The sequence below is a fragment of the Halomonas piscis genome (assembly GCF_031886125.1).
Classification (GTDB): Bacteria; Pseudomonadota; Gammaproteobacteria; order Pseudomonadales; family Halomonadaceae; genus Vreelandella; species Vreelandella piscis.
The window spans coordinates 1,587,581-1,604,943 of the sequence record NZ_CP119391.1; the positions used below are offsets into that span (position 1 = coordinate 1,587,581).

Consider the following 17,363-nt stretch of genomic DNA (forward strand, 5'->3'; position numbering starts at 1 on the left):
TTAATTACACGCGCGCTGCGCTGAAAGTCGCCAAGGGCGTGACCATGAATCGGATTGTGGCACCTGATGACAGATAAAAATCGAAGCATTATCAAACATATACGAAATTTCTCCATCATCGCGCACATCGACCACGGCAAGTCCACGCTGTCGGATCGGCTGATTCAGGTCTGCGGCGGGCTCACCGACCGCGAGCTGAAAGAGCAGGTGCTGGACTCCATGGACCTCGAACGCGAGCGCGGTATCACCATCAAGGCGCAGTCGGTCACCCTGGATTACCGGGCCGCCGACGGCGAGCTTTACCAGCTCAACTTCATCGACACTCCCGGCCACGTGGATTTTTCCTACGAAGTATCCCGCTCGCTCTACGCCTGCGAGGGCGCGCTGCTGGTGGTGGACGCCGCCCAGGGCGTCGAGGCCCAGTCGGTGGCCAACTGCTACACCGCGGTGGAGCAGGATCTGGAGGTGCTGCCGGTGCTCAACAAGATTGACCTGCCTCAGGCCGACCCGGACAGCGTGGCCCAGGAGATCGAAGAAATCATCGGCATCGACGCCGCCGATGCCTGCCAGGTATCGGCCAAGAGCGGCCTTGGCATTGATGAGCTGCTGGAGCGCCTGGTGCGCGACGTGCCGCCGCCCAAGGGCGATGTAGACGCGCCGCTTCAGGCGCTGATCATCGATTCGTGGTTCGACAACTACCTGGGCGTGGTGTCGCTGGTGCGGCTTTTTGACGGCACCCTGCGCAAGGGCGACAAGGTGAGGATCACGTCCACCGGCGGCGACTGGGTGTCCACCGAGGTGGGCATTTTTACGCCGCTGCGCAAACAGACCGACGTGCTTCGCGCCGGCGAGGTGGGCTTTCTGGTGGCCGGGATCAAGGATATCCAGGGCGCCCCGGTGGGCGATACCATCACCCACAGCAAAACGCCCGACGTTCCCCGGCTGCCGGGCTTTCAACAGATTAAGCCCCAGGTCTATGCGGGGATGTTCCCGGTGAGCGCCGACGACTACGAAGGCTTTCGCGACGCTCTGGAAAAGCTCTCGCTCAACGATGCCTCGCTTGACTACGAGCCGGAAAACTCCGATGCGCTGGGCTTTGGCTTTCGCGTCGGCTTTCTTGGCACCCTGCACATGGAAATCGTCCAGGAACGCCTGGAGCGCGAGTACAACCTCGACCTGCTGACCACGGCTCCCACCGTGGTCTACGAGCTCTTGATGGAAGACGGTGAGGTGCGCTACGTGTCCAACCCGTCGAAGCTGCCCGACCTGGCCGACGTGGCTGAGATGCGCGAGCCGGTGGTACGCGCGAGCATCCTGGTGCCCCAGGAGTTCGTCGGCAACGTCATTGCCGAGTGCGAGCAGCGTCGGGGCACCCAGCTCGACATGCAGTTTCTGGGCAATCAGATTCAGCTTACCTACGAGCTGCCCATGGCTGAAGTGGTCATGGACTTTTTCGACCGTCTCAAGTCGCTGTCCAAGGGCTATGCGTCGCTCGAATACAATTTCGAACGCTTCGAGGCGGCGAAGCTGGTGCGCCTGGACGTGCTGATCAACGGCGACAGGGTGGACGCTCTGGCGGTGATTGTTCACCGCGATCAGGCCCATCCCCGGGGCCGGGCGCTGGTGGAAAAGATGAAGGAGCTTATCCCCCGGCAGATGTTTGACGTGGCGATCCAGGCGGCCATCGGCGGCCAGGTGGTGGCCCGCTCCACGGTCAAGGCGCTGCGCAAGAACGTGACCGCCAAGTGCTACGGCGGCGACATCACGCGCAAGAAAAAGCTGCTGGAAAAGCAGAAAGCCGGTAAAAAACGCATGAAGCAGGTCGGGCGCGTGGAAATTCCCCAGGATGCCTTTCTCGCCGTGCTCAGAGTCAACGACTAGGACAGACGCTACCCATGAATTTTTCCTTACTGCTGGTTCTGGCCGTAGCGCTGTCCGGCGTGATCTGTTTGCTGGACATCGTCATCTGGCGCCCGCGCCGCCGCGCCCGGGCGGCCCGCGCCGAGGCGTCAAGCGAAGGCGGGCTGGGCGCGGCCGAGCGCGCGAAGCTCTACAAGGAGCCCTGGCCTGTCGACTACGCGCGGTCGTTTTTTCCCGTGCTGCTGGTGGTGCTGGTGGTGCGCAGCTTCATCATCGAGCCGTTCCAGATCCCGTCGGGCTCCATGCGGCCCACGCTCAAGGTCGGCGACTTCATCCTGGTCAACAAGTACGCCTACGGCCTGCGCCTTCCGGTGATCAACACCAAGTTCCTCGACGTGGCGGATCCCGAGCGCGGCGACGTCATGGTGTTTCGCTACCCCGAAGAGCCGTCGGTCAACTTCATCAAGCGCGTGGTCGGCCTGCCCGGCGATCGGATTCGCTACGAGGGCAAACAGCTTTACGTCAACGGCGAGGCGGTTACCAAGACGCTGGTAGAAAAGGGGCCCGAGGCCTCGCCCCGCCAGCTGCTGCTGGGCGAAACGCTGGGAGAAACCCGTCACGACATCTACAATAATCCGCTGGATCCCGGTCCCCAGGTGCGCGAGGTCGAAGTGCCCGAGGGCCACTATTTCATGATGGGCGATAACCGCGACCATTCCAACGACAGCCGCTACTGGGGCTTTGTGCCGGAAGAGAACATCGTCGGCCGCGCCTTTGCCGTGTGGATGCACTGGGACGGCGGTCTGCCGAGTTTCACCAGCATCAGACACATCGAGTAAGCGCCCTGCGCGCGATATTTTACGCATCGCCGCCTCATTCACCCATCAACGTCTGTGACGTGGGAGTCCCGTGAGTCAGACCCTGAACGCCTTTAGCCAACGTATCGGCTACGAATTCAACGATACGGCGCTGCTGGAGCTTGCCATGACGCATCGCAGCTACGGCGGTCGCAACAACGAGCGCCTGGAGTTTCTGGGTGACTCGATCGTCAACTTTGTCATCGCCCAGGCGCTTTTCGAGCGGTTTCCCGAGGCCCGGGAAGGCCAGCTTTCCCGGCTTCGGGCGCGGCTGGTAAAAGGCCAGACCCTGGCCGAGCTGGCCCGGGAGATGCGCTTTGGCGAGTGCTTGCGGCTGGGGTCCGGCGAGATGAAAAGCGGCGGCCATCGGCGCGACTCGATCCTCGCCGACGCCGTCGAGGCGGTGATCGGGGCAATTTACCTGGATACCGGCATGGCCGCGGTCAGCGAGCGTATTCTGGCCTGGTTCCACGAGCGGCTGGCCGGCATCTCGCTGCAGGATACGCAAAAGGATCCCAAGACCCGCCTGCAGGAGTTTCTGCAGTCCCGCCAGGCGGCGCTGCCGCACTACGAGGTGGTGACGGTTAAAGGCGAAGCCCACGCCCAGACCTTTACCGTCGAGTGCCACGTCGAGCTGCTTGAACAGCACACGACCGGCAAGGGCGCCAGCCGCCGTCACGCCGAGCAGCAGGCGGCCAGCGACGCCCTTGACCACCTGGAAAAACGTTCCGGAGACAACGCATGACCCAAACCTGTGGATTCGCGGCCATTGTCGGGCGCCCCAACGTGGGCAAGTCCACGCTGATGAACCGCATACTGGGGCAGAAAGTGTCGATCACCTCGCGCCGTCCGCAGACGACGCGACACCAGGTCATGGGCATCAAGACCGAAGGCCAGGCCCAGTGCATCTACGTGGACACGCCGGGCATGCACATCATGTCCCGGGATCGCAACAAGGCCATCAACCGCTTCATGAACCAGGCGGCGGGCCGGGCGCTGCGCGACGTGGACTGCGTAGTGTTCATCATTGATCGCACCCGCTGGAGCGATGAGGACCAGGCCGTGCTCGAGCGTTTGGAGAACGTCACCGCCCCGGTGATTCTGGCGGTCAACAAGGTAGACCGCCTCCAGGACAAGGGCGAGCTTCTGCCCTGGCTCGAGTCCGTGGGCGCCCGGCGCGACTTTGCCGCCATTGTGCCGATCTCGGCCAAGCACGGCACCAACGTGGAAGCGCTGGAAGGCGAGGTGATGTCCCGGCTGCCGGAAAGCGTGCACTATTTCCCCGACGACCAGATTACCGACCGCAGTCTGCGCTTCATGGCCGCGGAGCTCGTGCGCGAAAAGATCACGCGCCAGCTCGGCGACGAGCTGCCGTACCAGATGACCGTGGAAATCGAAGAGTTTCGCGAGGCCGGCAACGTCACCCATATCAGCGCGTTGATTCTGGTTGAGCGCCAGGGACAGAAGGTCATCCTCATCGGCGATCGCGGCGAACGTATCAAGAGCATCGGCCGCGATGCCCGGCTGGATATCGAGCGCGTGCTCGACGGCAAGGTCATGCTCAACCTCTGGGTCAAGATCAAGCGCGGCTGGTCCGACGACAGCCGAGCGCTCAAGAGCCTTGGCTACGATCTGGACTGACGCGCGCCGTGACCCGGCAGATGCCCCCCGAGCCCGCTTTTCTGCTCCACCGCCGGCCGTACCGCGAAACCAGCGCGCTGGTCGATTTGCTCACGCTGCACCACGGCCGAATACGCGCCGTGGCCCGGGGCGTACAGCGCCCCGGCGCCAGGTCCCGCCAGCGCCTGCAGCCGTTTGCTCCGCTGTTCGTGACCTGGCGGGGCGAGCGCGAGCTCAAGCGCCTGATGCTCATGGAAACCCGCGGCCAGGTGGCGCTGCTGGCCGGGGAAGGGCTCTTGTGCGGGTTCTATGCCAACGAGCTGGCGACCCGGCTGCTGCCGCCGGAGATGCCCGCCGCCGACGTCTTCGCGTTCTATACCGCGCTGCTGGAAGCGTTGCCCCGCCCGCCCGAGCGCATGCTGGCGCTGCGCCGCTACGAGTGGTCGCTGCTCGAGGCGCTGGGCGCCACCCCGCGCTTTGCCACCCCGGACGGCGCGGCCCTGGACGGGCAGACGCGCTACGCCTTTGATGCCCCGAGCGGCGCCTTTGTCCCCGCCGACGGCGGTATCGACGGCCGCGCGCTTGGGCTTCTGGCTCGGGGGAGCTGGCACCGGCCGGGGCTTGCCGGCGCGCTGAAGGCGCTGATGCGCCAGGCGCTGGCGCCGCACCTGGGCCATACCGAGCTTCGCTCCCGGCGCCTGCTCCAGGATCTGATTCATCGCCGCCGCGCCCGCGGTAACGGCTAGGGCGCGGCGCTCTCGCCACGTTTTGGAGGCTTTATGCATCCCCCTCGCATCCTGTTGGGTGTCAATATCGATCACGTTGCCACGCTGCGCCAGGCGCGCGGCACGCGCTATCCCGACCCGGTACAGGCCGCGCTGCTGGCCGAGGAGGCCGGCGCCGACGGCATTACCGTTCACCCGCGCGAAGACCGTCGCCATATCCAGCCCCGGGACGTACGCCTGATAGCCCAGGTGCTCAATACCCGGATGAATCTGGAAATGGCGATCACCGAGGAGATGCTGACGCTGGCCGAAGAGGTAGGTCCGGCCCACGTCTGCCTGGTCCCAGAGAAACGCGAAGAGCTGACCACCGAGGGCGGGCTCGACGTCGCCGGCGGGTTTGACGCCTGCGCCGACGCCTGCGCGCGGCTTGGGACCATCGGCAGCGATGTTTCGCTGTTTATCGACCCCGAGCCGGCCCAGATCGACGCCGCGGTGCGCGCCGGCGCCTCCACCGTCGAGCTGCACACCGGCGGCTTTGCCGAGGCGGTACCCGGCAGCGCCGCCGCCAACGCCGAATACCAGCGCCTCACCGCCGCTGCGGTGCACGCCGCCGAGCTGGGCCTGGTCGTCAACGCCGGCCACGGCCTGCACTACCACAACGCCGAGGCCGTGGCGGCGCTTCCCGGCATCAACGAGCTCAATATCGGCCATGCAATTATTGCCCGAGCGCTGTTTGTCGGGCTGAAAGACGCGGTGCGCGAGATGAAGCGCCTGATCATCGCCGGCCAGGAAGCCGGGCTCATGGCCGCGCTGGACGCCCACGACCACGAACACGAGCACGAGCACGAGCACGGCCAGGAGCGCTGAGGTGATTATCGGCATCGGTTCGGACATCGCCCGGGTGCCCCGCTTCGAGGCGGCGCTTGCGCGCCACGGCGAGCGTTTTCCCCGGCGCGTGCTGGGCGACGACGAGTATCGGCGGCTGACGCGCCATGCTTTCCCGGCGGCGTTTCTGGCCAAGCACTTTGCCGCCAAGGAAGCCTTCGTCAAGGCGCTGGGCACCGGCTTTCGCTGGGGGATTCAGTGGCGCGATATCCAGGTGTACAACGACTCGCTGGGCAAGCCGGAGCTCGCTCTGAGCGGCCAGGCAGCGGCGGTGGCGCAAAGGGCCGGCGTGCAGGCAAGCCACCTCACGCTAAGCGACGAGGCCGACTACGCCCTGGCCTTTGTGGTGCTGGAGCGCTGAGCCGCCCGGCAGCGTATCTGTCTCGTCTGCCTTTGCCACGATACAATGCCGGCTAACGATGACAAGAAGGAAGGCACCATGGAATACCCGACCCTGGAAGATACCGTTGGCAACACCCCGCTGGTGCGCCTGAAGCGCATCGGCGCCGGGCGCAACAACACCCTGCTGGCCAAGCTTGAGGGCGACAACCCGGCGGGCTCGGTCAAGGACCGGCCGGCCATGGCCATGCTCGCCGAGGCGCAAAAGCGCGGCGACATTGCCCCCGGCGATACCCTGGTCGAGGCCACCTCGGGCAACACCGGCATTGCGCTGGCCATGGCCGCGGCGATCCTGGGCTACCGCATGGTGCTGGTGATGCCGGAAAGCGCCTCCGAGGAGCGCAAGCACGCCATGGCGGCCTACGGTGCCACGCTGATTTCGGCCAGCAAGGAAGGCGGTATGGAAGAGGCCCGGGATATCGCCGAGGCGATGATCGCCCGGGGCGAAGGCAAGCCTCTGGACCAGTTCGCCAACCCCGATAACCCGCTGTCCCACTACCGCACCACCGGTGCGGAAATCTGGCAGCAGACCGGCGGAGCGGTGACGCACTTCGTCAGCTCCATGGGCACCACCGGTACCATCATGGGCGTGTCGCGCTACCTCAAGGAGCGCAACCCAGACGTGGAAATCGTCGGCCTGCAGCCCGAGGACGGCGCCAGCATCGCCGGCATCCGCCGCTGGCCCGAGGCCTACCTGCCGTCGATCTTCGACGCCTCGCGGGTGGATGCCACCCTGGACATCGGCCAGTTCGAAGCCGAAGAGCACATGCGCCGGCTGGCCCGGGAAGAGGGGATTCTGGCCGGCGTTTCGTCCGGCGGCAGCCTCGCCGGGGCGCTGCGCATCGCCGAACGGGCGGAAAACGCGGTGATCGTGTTCATCGTCTGCGACCGCGGCGATCGCTACCTCTCCACCGGCCTTTACGCCCCGGAGGTGTAGATGGCGATGCTGGGCAAAAAGCGCCCGCCGCGCCGGCAATCCGGCATCTCGGGGCTGGCGCGGGTGCCGCACGGCGAGAAAGCGCCGCCGGAGAGCCAGGCGCCGGAAGCGCAGAGCGACGCCGCGGCGAGCACCGTGACCGTTGAGCGGCTGGCCCACGACGGGCGCGGGGTGGCGCGCTCCGCCGCGGGCAAAACCCTGTTCGTGACTCAGGCGCTACCCGGTGAGCGAGTCGAGGTTGCCGTGCATCGCACCCGCAAGCGCTTTGACGAGGCCCACGTCAAGCGGCGGGCGAACGACTCGCCTCGGCGGGTCACTCCGCCCTGCGCGTATTTTGGCCGCTGCGGCGGCTGCGACTTGCAGCACATGGCCCTGGACGCCCAGCGCGAGCACAAGGTAGCGGCGGTGCGCGAACTGTGTGCTCGCCAGGGGCTCGAGCTGCCCGCCGACATGGAAATGCTCGCCACTCGGGCAGAAGACTACCGCCGCCGGGCGCGGCTGGGGGTCAACGTCGACGGCCAGGGGCGCGTGCTCGTGGGCTTTCGCGCGGCGGGCAGCCAGCGGCTGGTGGATATCGACCGCTGCCACGTGCTGGTGCCTAAGCTTGCCGCGCTGCTGGCACCGCTGCGCGAAGTGATACAGGCGCTGGAGGCGCCGCGTCGGGTGGGCCACGTCGAGCTGGTCGACACCGCCGGCGGCTGCGCGATCACGGTGCGCCAGCCAAGGCCCCACGCCAACGATGCCGAGCGCTGGCGGGCCTTTGCCGACCGGCTCGCCGCGCAGGGAGTGGCGCTCGCTCTGCTAGAGGGCCGCGATGCGCCGCGGCTCGAGTGGCTTGGCGAGCCGCCGGCCCTGGCGGAAACGCTGGCGCTGCCGGGCCTTGCGCCGCTTGAACTGGGGGTGGCGCCGGGGGATTTTCTCCAGGCCAACGCCGCCGTCAACGCGCAGATGGTGGCCCGGGTCATGGAGTGGCTGGCGCCTTCGCCCGGCGAGCGCTACCTCGACCTCTTTGCCGGTATCGGCAACTTCAGCCTCCCCGCCGCGGCGGCCGGCGCCAGCGTCACCGCGGTCGAGGGCCACCCGGCCATGGTCGAGCGCCTGGCAGCCAACGCCCGGCGCAACGGCCTCGACCTGCGCGCTACCCGGGCCGATCTCAACGTCCCGGGCACCGCGGCGGCGCTGCTCGACGAGACCGCCGCCGACGCTCTGATTCTCGACCCGCCCCGAGCCGGGGCCGAAGCTATCTGCCGGACGCTCGCCGACGCCGTTTCGCGCCCCGCGCAGCTGGCCTATGTGTCCTGCGATCCGGCAACGCTTGCCCGGGACGTCGCGCGGCTCACCGCCGGCGGCTATCGCATCGGCCAGGTGGCCGTGGCCGACATGTTTGTGCACACTGCCCATATGGAAACGCTGATGCTGCTGGAGGATATCCGTCAGCCCGGCGCCAGCTAAAGTCGCGGCTGCCGGGCATGAAGGATCGTTTAAGCCGTCCGGGCAGGGCGGCAAGGCAAAGGCAACTACCGGCGCAGGGCCGTCAAGAGCAGACGCTGGCGGCTGGGCCGAAGGATAAGTGAACAACATGGTCAAAGTGCGTGAAGACCAACCGCTGACGACCGACGGCAGGGTAGACCTGCCCCAATGGCTCAGGCGCCTGCAGGAAGACGTGCGCCTTGACGACGCCGAGCGCTTGCGCGAGGCCTGCGAGCTTGCCGACAGGCTGGAACGGGAGGCTCCCGACGCCCCGCGCGGCTTTCTGACGCCGAGCTCGAGCTTTCGCATGGGGCTTGAGATGGCGGATATCCTCGGCGAACTCAAGCTTGACCAGGCAGCGCTTGAGGCCGCCGTGCTTTATCGCTCGGTGCGCGAGCGGCTGATGACGCTGGAGACCGTGGCTAAACGCTTCGGCGACGAGGTGGCAGGGTTGATCGACGGCGTGCTGCAAATGGCCGCCATCAGCCACTCCCAGTCGCCGCACCAGGGCATGAGCCAGCACAACCAGCAGGAAAACCTGCGCAAGATGCTGGTCAACATGGTCGACGACGTGCGCGTGGCGCTGATCAAGATTGCTGAGCGCACCTGCGCGCTGCGCCAGGTGCGCGATGCGCCCCGGGAAAAGTCCCTGGAGGTGGCCAACGAAGTGGCCGAGATCTATGCCCCGCTGGCCCACCGGCTGGGCATCGGCCAGGTCAAGTGGGAGCTGGAGGATCTGGCGTTTCGCTACCGGCACGCCGACGACTACAAGGCCATTGCCAAACAGCTGGCGGAAAAGCGCCTGGATCGCATCCGCTACATCAACGACGTGGTCGAGACCCTGAAGCAGCTGATGGGCGATCAGGGCATTCGCGACTACGACGTCAGCGGCCGGGCCAAGCATATCTATTCCATCTGGCGCAAGATGAAGCGCAAGGGGATCGATTTTTCCCAGGTCAACGACATCCGCGCGGTGCGCATCCTGGTCCCCAACGTGGCCGACTGCTATACCGTGCTGGGCATTGTCCATTCGCGCTGGCACCACGTGCCCGACGAGTTCGACGACTACATCGCCAACCCCAAGCAGAACGGCTATCAGTCGCTTCACACTGCGGTGCTCGGGCCGGAAAACAAGGTGCTGGAGATCCAGATTCGCACCTTTGCCATGCACGACGAAGCCGAGCTTGGCGTCTGCGCCCACTGGCGCTACAAGGGCCACGACTCCCGGGGCAAGAGCCGCGGCTATGAAGAAAAGATCGCCTGGCTGCGCCACGTGCTCGAATGGCAGGAAGAAGTCGGCGACCTGGGCGATCTGCGCGAGGGGCTGGCAAACGACGTGGCGCCCGACCGCATCTACGTGTTCACCCCGGAAGGGCACGTCATCGACCTGCCCAGCGTCTCCACCCCCATCGACTTTGCTTACCGGGTGCACACCGAGGTCGGCCATCGCTGCCGGGGGGCCAAGGTCGACGGGCGTATCGTGCCGCTGACCTACCGGCTCAAGACCAGCCAGCAGGTGGAAATCCTCACTGCCAGCAAGGGCGGCCCCAGCCGCGACTGGCTGAACCCGAATCTGGGCTACGTGCGCACCTCAAGGGCTCGGGCCAAGATCCAGGCCTGGTTCAAGTTTCAGGCGCGCGATCAGAACCTGGCAGAAGGGCGCGCGCTGTTCGAGCGGGAAATGCGCCGCCTGGCGGTGGAGGGCCTTGACCTTTCCCGGCTGGCCGCCGCGGTCAACCGCGCCGGCCCCGAGGACATGTACGCAGCCCTGGGGGCCGGCGATCTGCGCATCGGCCAGGTGCTCAACCAGGCCCAGCACCTGTTCGGCGAAAACGACGACCAGGAAAAGCTCAACCGGCTGCTGGCCAAGCCCCGGCGGCAGCCGAGCCGCAAGGCCCAAAACGACATCACCGTGCTGGGGGTGGGCAACCTCAAGACCCGCATGGCCAACTGCTGCCGCCCGGTGCCCGGCGAGCCCATTGCCGGCTTCATCACCCAGGGGCGCGGGGTGACCGTTCACCGCCAGGACTGCGCCAACCTTCTGCAGCTGCGCGCCGACGATCCCCAGCGCATTATCGAGGCCGAGTGGGGCGAGCGCGAGCAGACCCGCTACCCGGTGACCATCGACATCCAGGCCTGGGATCGCTCCGGCCTGCTGCGCGACGTCACCAACCTTCTGAGCCACGAAAAAGTCAACGTGCTGGCGGTCAATACCGACACCGACCCCGATGAAGGTACCGCGCGGCTGCGCATTACCCTGGAGGTGGACGGCCTGGAAACCCTGGGGCGGCTTTTTTCCCGCATCCAGCAGCTGCAAAACGTCATCGAAGTGCGCCGGCTGCGCAACGCCGCGCCGGCCGGCGTCGAGCACAAGGGAGGTGTGTGATGCGCTACACTGTGGATGACCTGCTGACGCTGATGGCGGTGCTGCGCGACCCGGATCAGGGCTGCCCCTGGGATATCCGTCAGGACTGGGACAGCATCGTGCCGCACACGCTGGAAGAGGCCTACGAGGTGGCCGACGCCATCGAGCGGCGCGCCTACGACGAGCTGCCCGGCGAGCTCGGCGACCTGCTGTTTCAGGTGGTGTACTACGCTCGCTTCGGCGAGGAAGAAGGGCGCTTCGACTTTGCCGACGTGGTCCATGCCCTGACCGCCAAGATGCTGAGGCGCCACCCCCACGTCTTTCCCGACGGCACGCTTGAATCGCGCCGCCCGCCGGGGGCGGATCCGGACGGAGTCGAGCAGCGCCACGTCAAGCAGAACTGGGAGGCGCTCAAGGCCCGGGAGCGCGAGCAGCGCGCCCGGGCGCCGGCCTCGGCGCTGGACGACGTGCCGCGGGCGCTGCCGGCGCTGTCCCGAGCGGCCAAGCTCGGCAAGCGCGCCGCCGGCGCGGGCTTCGACTTTGACGATGTCCGGGGCGTCATGGATAAGGTTCACGAGGAGCTCGCCGAAGTGGAAGAGGCGCTGACCCGGGACGATGGCGAACACGCCGGAGAGAAAGTGGGCGACCTGCTGTTTGCGGTCACCCAGCTGGCACGCCGGCTCAAGGCCGACCCCGAGCAGGCCCTGCGCGCCACCAGCGCCCGGTTTGAAGCCCGCTTTCGCTACGTCGAGCAGCGCCTGGGCGAGGGCGAGCAACGCCTGCACCGGGCGCCGGCCGAGGAGCTCGAGCGCTGCTGGCAGGCGGCCAAGCGTCTCGAATCGCTCAAGCGATAACCATTAGCCGCGATCCGGCTTGCCGGCCGGTTTTTCAGGAGGCCATGACATGAGCCACGACCTGCACGAATCCCTGCGCGACAACGTCCGCATCCTGGGCGATAACCTGGGGCATACCATTGCCGATGACCTGGGGCAGGAGTTTGTCGACAAGATCGAAGCCATTCGCTCCCGGGCCAAGCAGGGACGCCGGCAGGATACGCTCGAGCAGCGCGAGCTGATCGACTACCTGCGCAACTTGCCCGACGACGATCTGCTGCCGGTAACCCGGGCGTTCAACCAGTTTCTCAACCTCTCCAACATTGCCGAGCAGCACTACCGCGCGCGGTTTCGCTACGTGGAGGACTACAAGCCCGGCACCCAGCCCACCCTCGAGGAGCTTTTGCGGCGCGCCCGGGAGTCGGGGCGCTCGCCCCGGGAGCTGGTCAAGGCCCTTGCCGACATGCGCGTGGAGCTGGTGCTCACCGCGCACCCCACGGAAATCATTCGCCGCACCCTGATTCAGAAATACGACGCCATCGACGATTGCCTGGGCGCCATCGAAGGGGCAAACGCCGGCGAAGAGCGCGCCGCCCGGGCCCGGGGGCGGCTGGCCGAGCTCATCAGCCAGGCCTGGCACACCGACGAAATTCGCCACGAGCGCCCCACGCCGGTGGACGAGGCCAAGTGGGGCTTTGCGGTGATCGAAAACTCGCTGTGGCAGGCGGTGCCCGATTTTCACCGCGACCTGGACAACCTGCTGCTGGATACCGCCGGCGAGCGTCTGCCGCTGGACGCCGCGCCGATCCGCTACGCCTCCTGGATGGGCGGCGATCGCGACGGCAACCCCAACGTTACCGCCAGCGTCACCCGGGAGGTGCTGCTGCTGGGCCGCTGGATGGCGGCCGACCTCTACCTGCGCGATCTGGAACAGCTGAAAAACGAGCTTTCCATGTGGAAGGCCAACAGCGCGCTGAAAGCCGAAGTGGGCGAAATGGCCGAGCCCTACCGCGAGCTGGTCAAGCGCATCATCGCGCGGATGGAAGCCACCCGGGACTGGGCCGAGGCGCGACTCGAAGGGCGCAGCTTCGACGGCGGGCCGATCATCGAGACAAGGGATCAGCTCTACGCGCCGCTTTTGTCCTGCTACCGCTCGCTGTGCGACTCGGGGCTTGACACCATCGCCAACGGCGCGCTGCTGGACACCCTGCGCCGGGTGGCGGTGTTCGGCGTCACGCTGACAAAGCTCGACCTGCGCCAGGAGGCCAGCCGTCACGCCCAGGTGCTCGAGGAAATCACCGACGAGCTGGCCCTGGGCCGCTATCAGGACTGGAGCGAAAGCGAACGCCAGGCCTTTCTGCTGGCCGAGCTCAGGTCCAGCCGGCCGCTGATTCCGTTGCGCTGGCAGTGCTCGGCGGAAACCCGCGAGGTGCTGGAAACTTTCCGCGTGGTGGCCGAAGAGCACCCCGAGGCGCTTGGCAGCTACGTCATTTCCATGGCGGCCGAGCCCTCCGACGTGCTCACCGTGGCGCTGCTGCTGCAGGAAGTCGGCGGCCGGGTGACGCTGCCCATCGTGCCGCTGTTTGAAACGCTCAACGACCTGAACCGCGCCGGCGAAGTGATCGACCAGCTGCTGGCGCTGCCGCAGTACCGCGAGCTGATGCCGGGGCGCCAGGAAGTGATGATCGGCTACTCCGATTCGGCCAAGGACGCCGGCCAGCTGGCCGCCGCCTGGGCCCAGTACCGTGCCCAGGAAGCGCTGGTCGATATCTGCCATCGCCATGGCGTCAAGCTGCGGCTGTTCCACGGCCGCGGCGGCGCCGTGGGTCGCGGCGGCGGCCCGGCCCACGCGGCGATTCTCTCTCAGCCGCCGGGCTCGGTGAACGGCAGTCTCAGGGTGACCGAGCAGGGCGAGATGATTCGCTTCAAGTTCGGACAGCCGGATATTGCCCTGCGCTCCATGGAGATCTACGCCTGCGCGGTGCTGGAAGCGACGCTGCTGCCGCCGCCGGCGCCCGAGCCCCGCTGGCGCGAGGAAATGGATCAGCTGGCGCAAACCTCCCACGAGGTTTACGCCAGGGTGGTGCGCGACGACCCCGAGTTCGTGCCGTATTTCCGCGCGGTGACGCCGGAGAACGTGCTTGGCCGGCTGCCGCTGGGCTCGAGGCCCACCAAGCGGCGCCAGGACGGCGGCGTGGAAACCCTGCGGGCGATTCCGTGGATCTTCGCCTGGACCCAGACCCGGCTGATGCTGCCCGCCTGGCTTGGCAGCGAGCAGGCCTTTACCGGGCGTCTGGCCGAGCCCGGCGGATTTGAGGTGCTCAAGGAAATGCGCGACAGCTGGCCGTTTTTCGGCACCTACCTCGACATGCTGGAAATGCTGCTGGCCAAGGCCGACATAGGCATTGCCGCCTATTACGAACATCGGCTGGTGGACGAGCCGTCGCTGAAGACGCTGGGGCGCAAGCTGCGCGAGCGCTTCGAGCGCCTGGAAGACAGCGTGCTGACGCTTTTGGAGCAGGACGAGCTGCTGGAAAAAACGCCGCTGATCCACCAGGCCATCGCCGTGCGCAACCCCTATATCGATCCGCTGCACGGGCTTCAGGCCGAACTTCTGCAGCGCAACCGCGACGCCGACGGCGCGATCAGCGCGGATCTCTCCCGGGCGCTGATGGTAACCATGGCGGGGATTTCTGCCGGCCTGCGCAACACCGGCTAGAAGCCGCCGGCGGCCCCTTCTTTCACCGGTTTCTGAGAGGCAGTCTGCACAATGAGTAGCGTTGATTTTATCGAACACCCCGCCCGCGGCGGCTACCGCATCGGCGAGATTCGGCTCAACGCCGAGCGCTCGTTAAACGCCCTGACGATTGACATGATCGAGGCCATGCTTGGCCGGCTTGAGGCCTGGCAGGACGACCCCGGCCTGGTCGCCGTGGTGCTCGGCGGCGCCGGGGACAAGGCCCTGTGCGCCGGCGCCGACGTGGTGGCGCTGTACCGCGCGATTGTCGCCCCGGACGAGGTGCCCGCCGAGGCGCTTGAGGGAGCGTCGGACTTTGCCGAGCGCTATTTTGCCCGGGAATACCGCCTGGACTATACCCTGCACACCTATGCCAAGCCGGTGATCGTCTGGGGCAGCGGCATCGTCATGGGCGGCGGTATGGGGCTTTTGAGCGGCGGCAGCCACCGCGTGGTAACCGAAACCACAAGGCTTGCCATGCCCGAGGTGACCATCGGGCTTTACCCGGACGTTGCCGCCAGCTGGTTTCTCAACCCCCTGCCCGGCCAGATGGGGCGCTTTCTGGCGCTCACCGGCAGCCGGCTCAACGCCAGGGACGCCCGCCGGCTGGGGTTTGCCGACCGGCTGCTGGCAAGCGACAGCCGGGAGGCGCTGCTTTGGGGGCTGGTGGATGCCGAATGGGCCACGGCGGCGCGCGACGCCCACGCCGTGGTCAGCGGCGTGCTCCGCGGTCTGGAGCGCGAAGCCGACGCGGCAGGCCTCTTCGACGCCATGCCCATGCCCGCGGCGGAGCATGCCGAGCACGTACGCGGGCTGATGGACCACGACACCGTGGCGCAGCAGGTAGCGGCGATTCTCGACGACGACAGCGACGCCGACTGGCTTGCTCGGGCTCGGCAGACGCTGGCCAACGGCAGCCCGCTGTCCATCAGGCTGATCGCTGCCCAGCTTGACCGCACCCGGTACATGTCGCTTGCCGAGGTCCTGCGCGCGGAGCTATCGCTTTCCGTGCAGTGCTGTCGGCTGGGGGATTTTGCCGAAGGGGTGCGCGCGCTGCTGGTGGACAAGGACCGCAACCCGCAGTTTCGCTACGCCCGCCTGGCCGAGGTGGAGCCGGCTTTTGTCGAGACCATGCTGGCCGAGCTCTGGGAGGAAAACCCGCTGGCCGATCTTGACTAGCGGGCTTCTTTCTCCGCCAGCCGGGCGTTCAGCGCGCAAAGCGCAGGGCAGGGCAGGCAGTGGTGGCTGGCCCGGCGGATCAGCGGCGCGAGAATAGCGTCGCGCTCGGTGGCCCGGCCGGCGTCGATGTCCTGGAGCATGGAGGCGCGGTTGCCGGCGGTTGTCTTCATCACCCCTTCCACCAGCGTTTGCCAGCCGTCCTGGCCCCCGCCGCTCGGCGGGGCCACGCCGTCGGCGGCGAGAATCGCCGCGACCTCGGCGATCACGGCCTCGCGCTCGGCGGCAAAGCGCGGCTCGGCCAGCGCGCCGTTGGGCACCTCGTAAAGCGCCGCCAGCGGATTGATCGCCGCGTTCACCGCCAGCTTCTGCCACAGCCGAGTTTCGATGTCGTCCACGGCGCTTGCCGCCAGGTCGGCGCGGTCGAGCGCCCGGGCCAGCGCTCGGGCGAGGCCGGCGTGGCGGCCGCGCAAATCGCCGATGACGCTGGCGCCGCGCCCGGCGTGTACCGTGGTGGCGTCGTCAACCACGTAGGCCCCTTCCGTGGTCGAGGCGCAGAGCACCGGCCCCGGCCAGCGCGCGGTCAGGCGCGGCTGTACGGCAAAGCCGTTTTGCCACAGCACCAGCGGCGTGCCGGGGGCGATGCGCCTGGCCGCGGCCTCGGCCGCCGCTTCGGCGGCGTAGGCTTTGGTGGTCAGATGGACAAACGCCGGGGCCGTGTCCTCGAGCGTCGCCATGCAGGCAACGGACAGCCGCTGTGTGACGGTCTTTCCCTCGGGGGTGGTGAGCCTCTGCCGGGCCGGCAGAGGGCGGCGGGCGATCAGCGTGACCGGGAAGACCCCCGCCAGCGCATGGGCCAGCGTGCGCCCCAGCGCGCCGGGGCCGACAACAAGGTGCGACGCTGAGTCGGCCATCGTCATGAGTTTTCCCGCGCGCCGGCCGGCGCCTTAATGCTGGTCGAGGTACTGCTTGGCGGCGGTGAAGCCCATCAGCGAGACGTCGAGGTCCAAACGCTGGCCGTCGGGGTCGATCATGCTCACCGTGGCGGTGGAGCCGCCCTTGATCTGCGACAGCAGCTCCCGCTCCAGCGGCAGGTCGGCCCGGCAGCCCTGGGGCAGGCAGACCTGGTAGGGCATCCCCACCGGCTCGTTGCTGTCCACCTGTAGCTGCAGGCCGGCAGCGAGGCGCACGCCCAGGGGCGTGAGAATGGTCATGGCGGCGCTGTCCAGCTGGCGCGGGTTGCCCACGACCACGCGCAGCACCGGCTCGCCGCTGGCGTCCTCGACCATCTGGGTCATGGCGCAGTTGCCTTCGCCGGCGTTGACCGGGCAGTTGACCTCCCAGTCCTGAAAGGTTTCGGTGTCCATGGCCGGGCCGGAATCCTGGGCGAAGGCCGTCGGCGAGAGGGCCATCAGGCCCAGCAGGCCGGCGGTACGCAGGCGAGGCATGAGTTGATGCAACATGAAGCGAGTACTCCTCATCATAGGGTGGGCTTTATC

General features: G+C 67.2%; 15 protein-coding genes. 13 read left to right on the forward strand and 2 right to left on the reverse strand.

Annotation, left to right across the window (positions count from 1 at the left end):
• Positions 1-66: 66 nt before the first annotated feature.
• The 13 genes from lepA to P1P91_RS07500 all read left to right on the forward strand — a co-directional run bounded on the left by lepA (position 67) and on the right by P1P91_RS07500 (position 15,867).
• Entirely contained in the window at positions 67-1,881 is a 1,815-nt protein-coding gene (gene lepA, locus P1P91_RS07440) for a translation elongation factor 4 (RefSeq protein WP_311885634.1), read from the forward strand.
• A gap of 14 nt (positions 1,882-1,895) precedes the next feature.
• Positions 1,896-2,699 carry a signal peptidase I gene (lepB, locus tag P1P91_RS07445; protein WP_311885636.1) on the forward strand — a complete coding sequence of 268 codons (804 nt, stop codon included), beginning with the start codon at positions 1,896-1,898 and terminating at the stop codon, positions 2,697-2,699.
• Between the two features lie 70 nt (positions 2,700-2,769).
• Positions 2,770-3,462 (forward strand): ribonuclease III, encoded by a 693-nt coding sequence (gene rnc / locus P1P91_RS07450; protein ID WP_311885637.1) that lies wholly within the window; start codon positions 2,770-2,772, stop codon positions 3,460-3,462.
• A complete protein-coding gene (era, locus tag P1P91_RS07455) occupies positions 3,459-4,358 on the forward strand; it encodes a GTPase Era (protein WP_311885639.1) in 900 nt (299 codons plus the stop codon). Before rnc ends, era begins: the two co-directional genes overlap by 4 nt.
• A gap of 20 nt (positions 4,359-4,378) precedes the next feature.
• Positions 4,379-5,083: a DNA repair protein RecO gene (recO, locus tag P1P91_RS07460; RefSeq protein ID WP_311885736.1), complete on the forward strand. Its 705-nt coding sequence runs from the start codon at positions 4,379-4,381 to the stop codon at positions 5,081-5,083.
• A gap of 33 nt (positions 5,084-5,116) precedes the next feature.
• On the forward strand, positions 5,117-5,929 hold the full coding sequence (gene pdxJ / locus P1P91_RS07465; protein ID WP_311885641.1) for a pyridoxine 5'-phosphate synthase: 813 nt from the start codon (positions 5,117-5,119) through the stop codon (positions 5,927-5,929).
• Between the two features lies 1 nt (position 5,930).
• Complete coding sequence (acpS, locus tag P1P91_RS07470) at positions 5,931-6,308, forward strand: holo-ACP synthase (RefSeq protein WP_311885642.1); 378 nt, start codon at positions 5,931-5,933, stop codon at positions 6,306-6,308.
• Positions 6,309-6,386: 78 nt separating this feature from the next.
• Complete coding sequence (gene cysM, locus P1P91_RS07475; protein ID WP_311885643.1) at positions 6,387-7,283, forward strand: cysteine synthase CysM; 897 nt, start codon at positions 6,387-6,389, stop codon at positions 7,281-7,283.
• Positions 7,284-8,735, forward strand: a complete 1,452-nt coding sequence (locus P1P91_RS07480) for a TRAM domain-containing protein (RefSeq protein WP_311885645.1) — start codon at positions 7,284-7,286, stop codon at positions 8,733-8,735.
• Between the two features lie 127 nt (positions 8,736-8,862).
• A complete protein-coding gene (gene relA / locus P1P91_RS07485; protein WP_311885646.1) occupies positions 8,863-11,139 on the forward strand; it encodes a GTP diphosphokinase in 2,277 nt (758 codons plus the stop codon).
• The gene (gene mazG / locus P1P91_RS07490) at positions 11,139-11,972 is read left to right on the forward strand and encodes a nucleoside triphosphate pyrophosphohydrolase (RefSeq protein WP_311885648.1); all 834 of its coding nucleotides are present in this window, start codon (positions 11,139-11,141) and stop codon (positions 11,970-11,972) included. The genes relA and mazG overlap by 1 nt, the downstream gene beginning before the upstream one ends.
• A gap of 49 nt (positions 11,973-12,021) precedes the next feature.
• Complete coding sequence (gene ppc, locus P1P91_RS07495; protein ID WP_311885650.1) at positions 12,022-14,670, forward strand: phosphoenolpyruvate carboxylase; 2,649 nt, start codon at positions 12,022-12,024, stop codon at positions 14,668-14,670.
• A 51-nt stretch (positions 14,671-14,721) separates the two neighbouring features.
• Positions 14,722-15,867: an enoyl-CoA hydratase/isomerase family protein gene (locus tag P1P91_RS07500; protein WP_311885652.1), complete on the forward strand. Its 1,146-nt coding sequence runs from the start codon at positions 14,722-14,724 to the stop codon at positions 15,865-15,867.
• Here P1P91_RS07500 and P1P91_RS07505 read toward each other — a convergent pair.
• Both P1P91_RS07505 and P1P91_RS07510 read right to left on the reverse strand, forming a co-directional pair.
• Complete coding sequence (locus P1P91_RS07505; RefSeq protein WP_311885653.1) at positions 15,864-16,784, reverse strand: ketopantoate reductase family protein; 921 nt, start codon at positions 16,782-16,784, stop codon at positions 15,864-15,866. The genes P1P91_RS07500 and P1P91_RS07505 overlap by 4 nt on opposite strands.
• A gap of 27 nt (positions 16,785-16,811) precedes the next feature.
• Complete coding sequence (locus tag P1P91_RS07510) at positions 16,812-17,327, reverse strand: invasion associated locus B family protein (RefSeq protein WP_311885655.1); 516 nt, start codon at positions 17,325-17,327, stop codon at positions 16,812-16,814.
• Between the last annotated feature and the right edge of the window lie 36 nt (positions 17,328-17,363).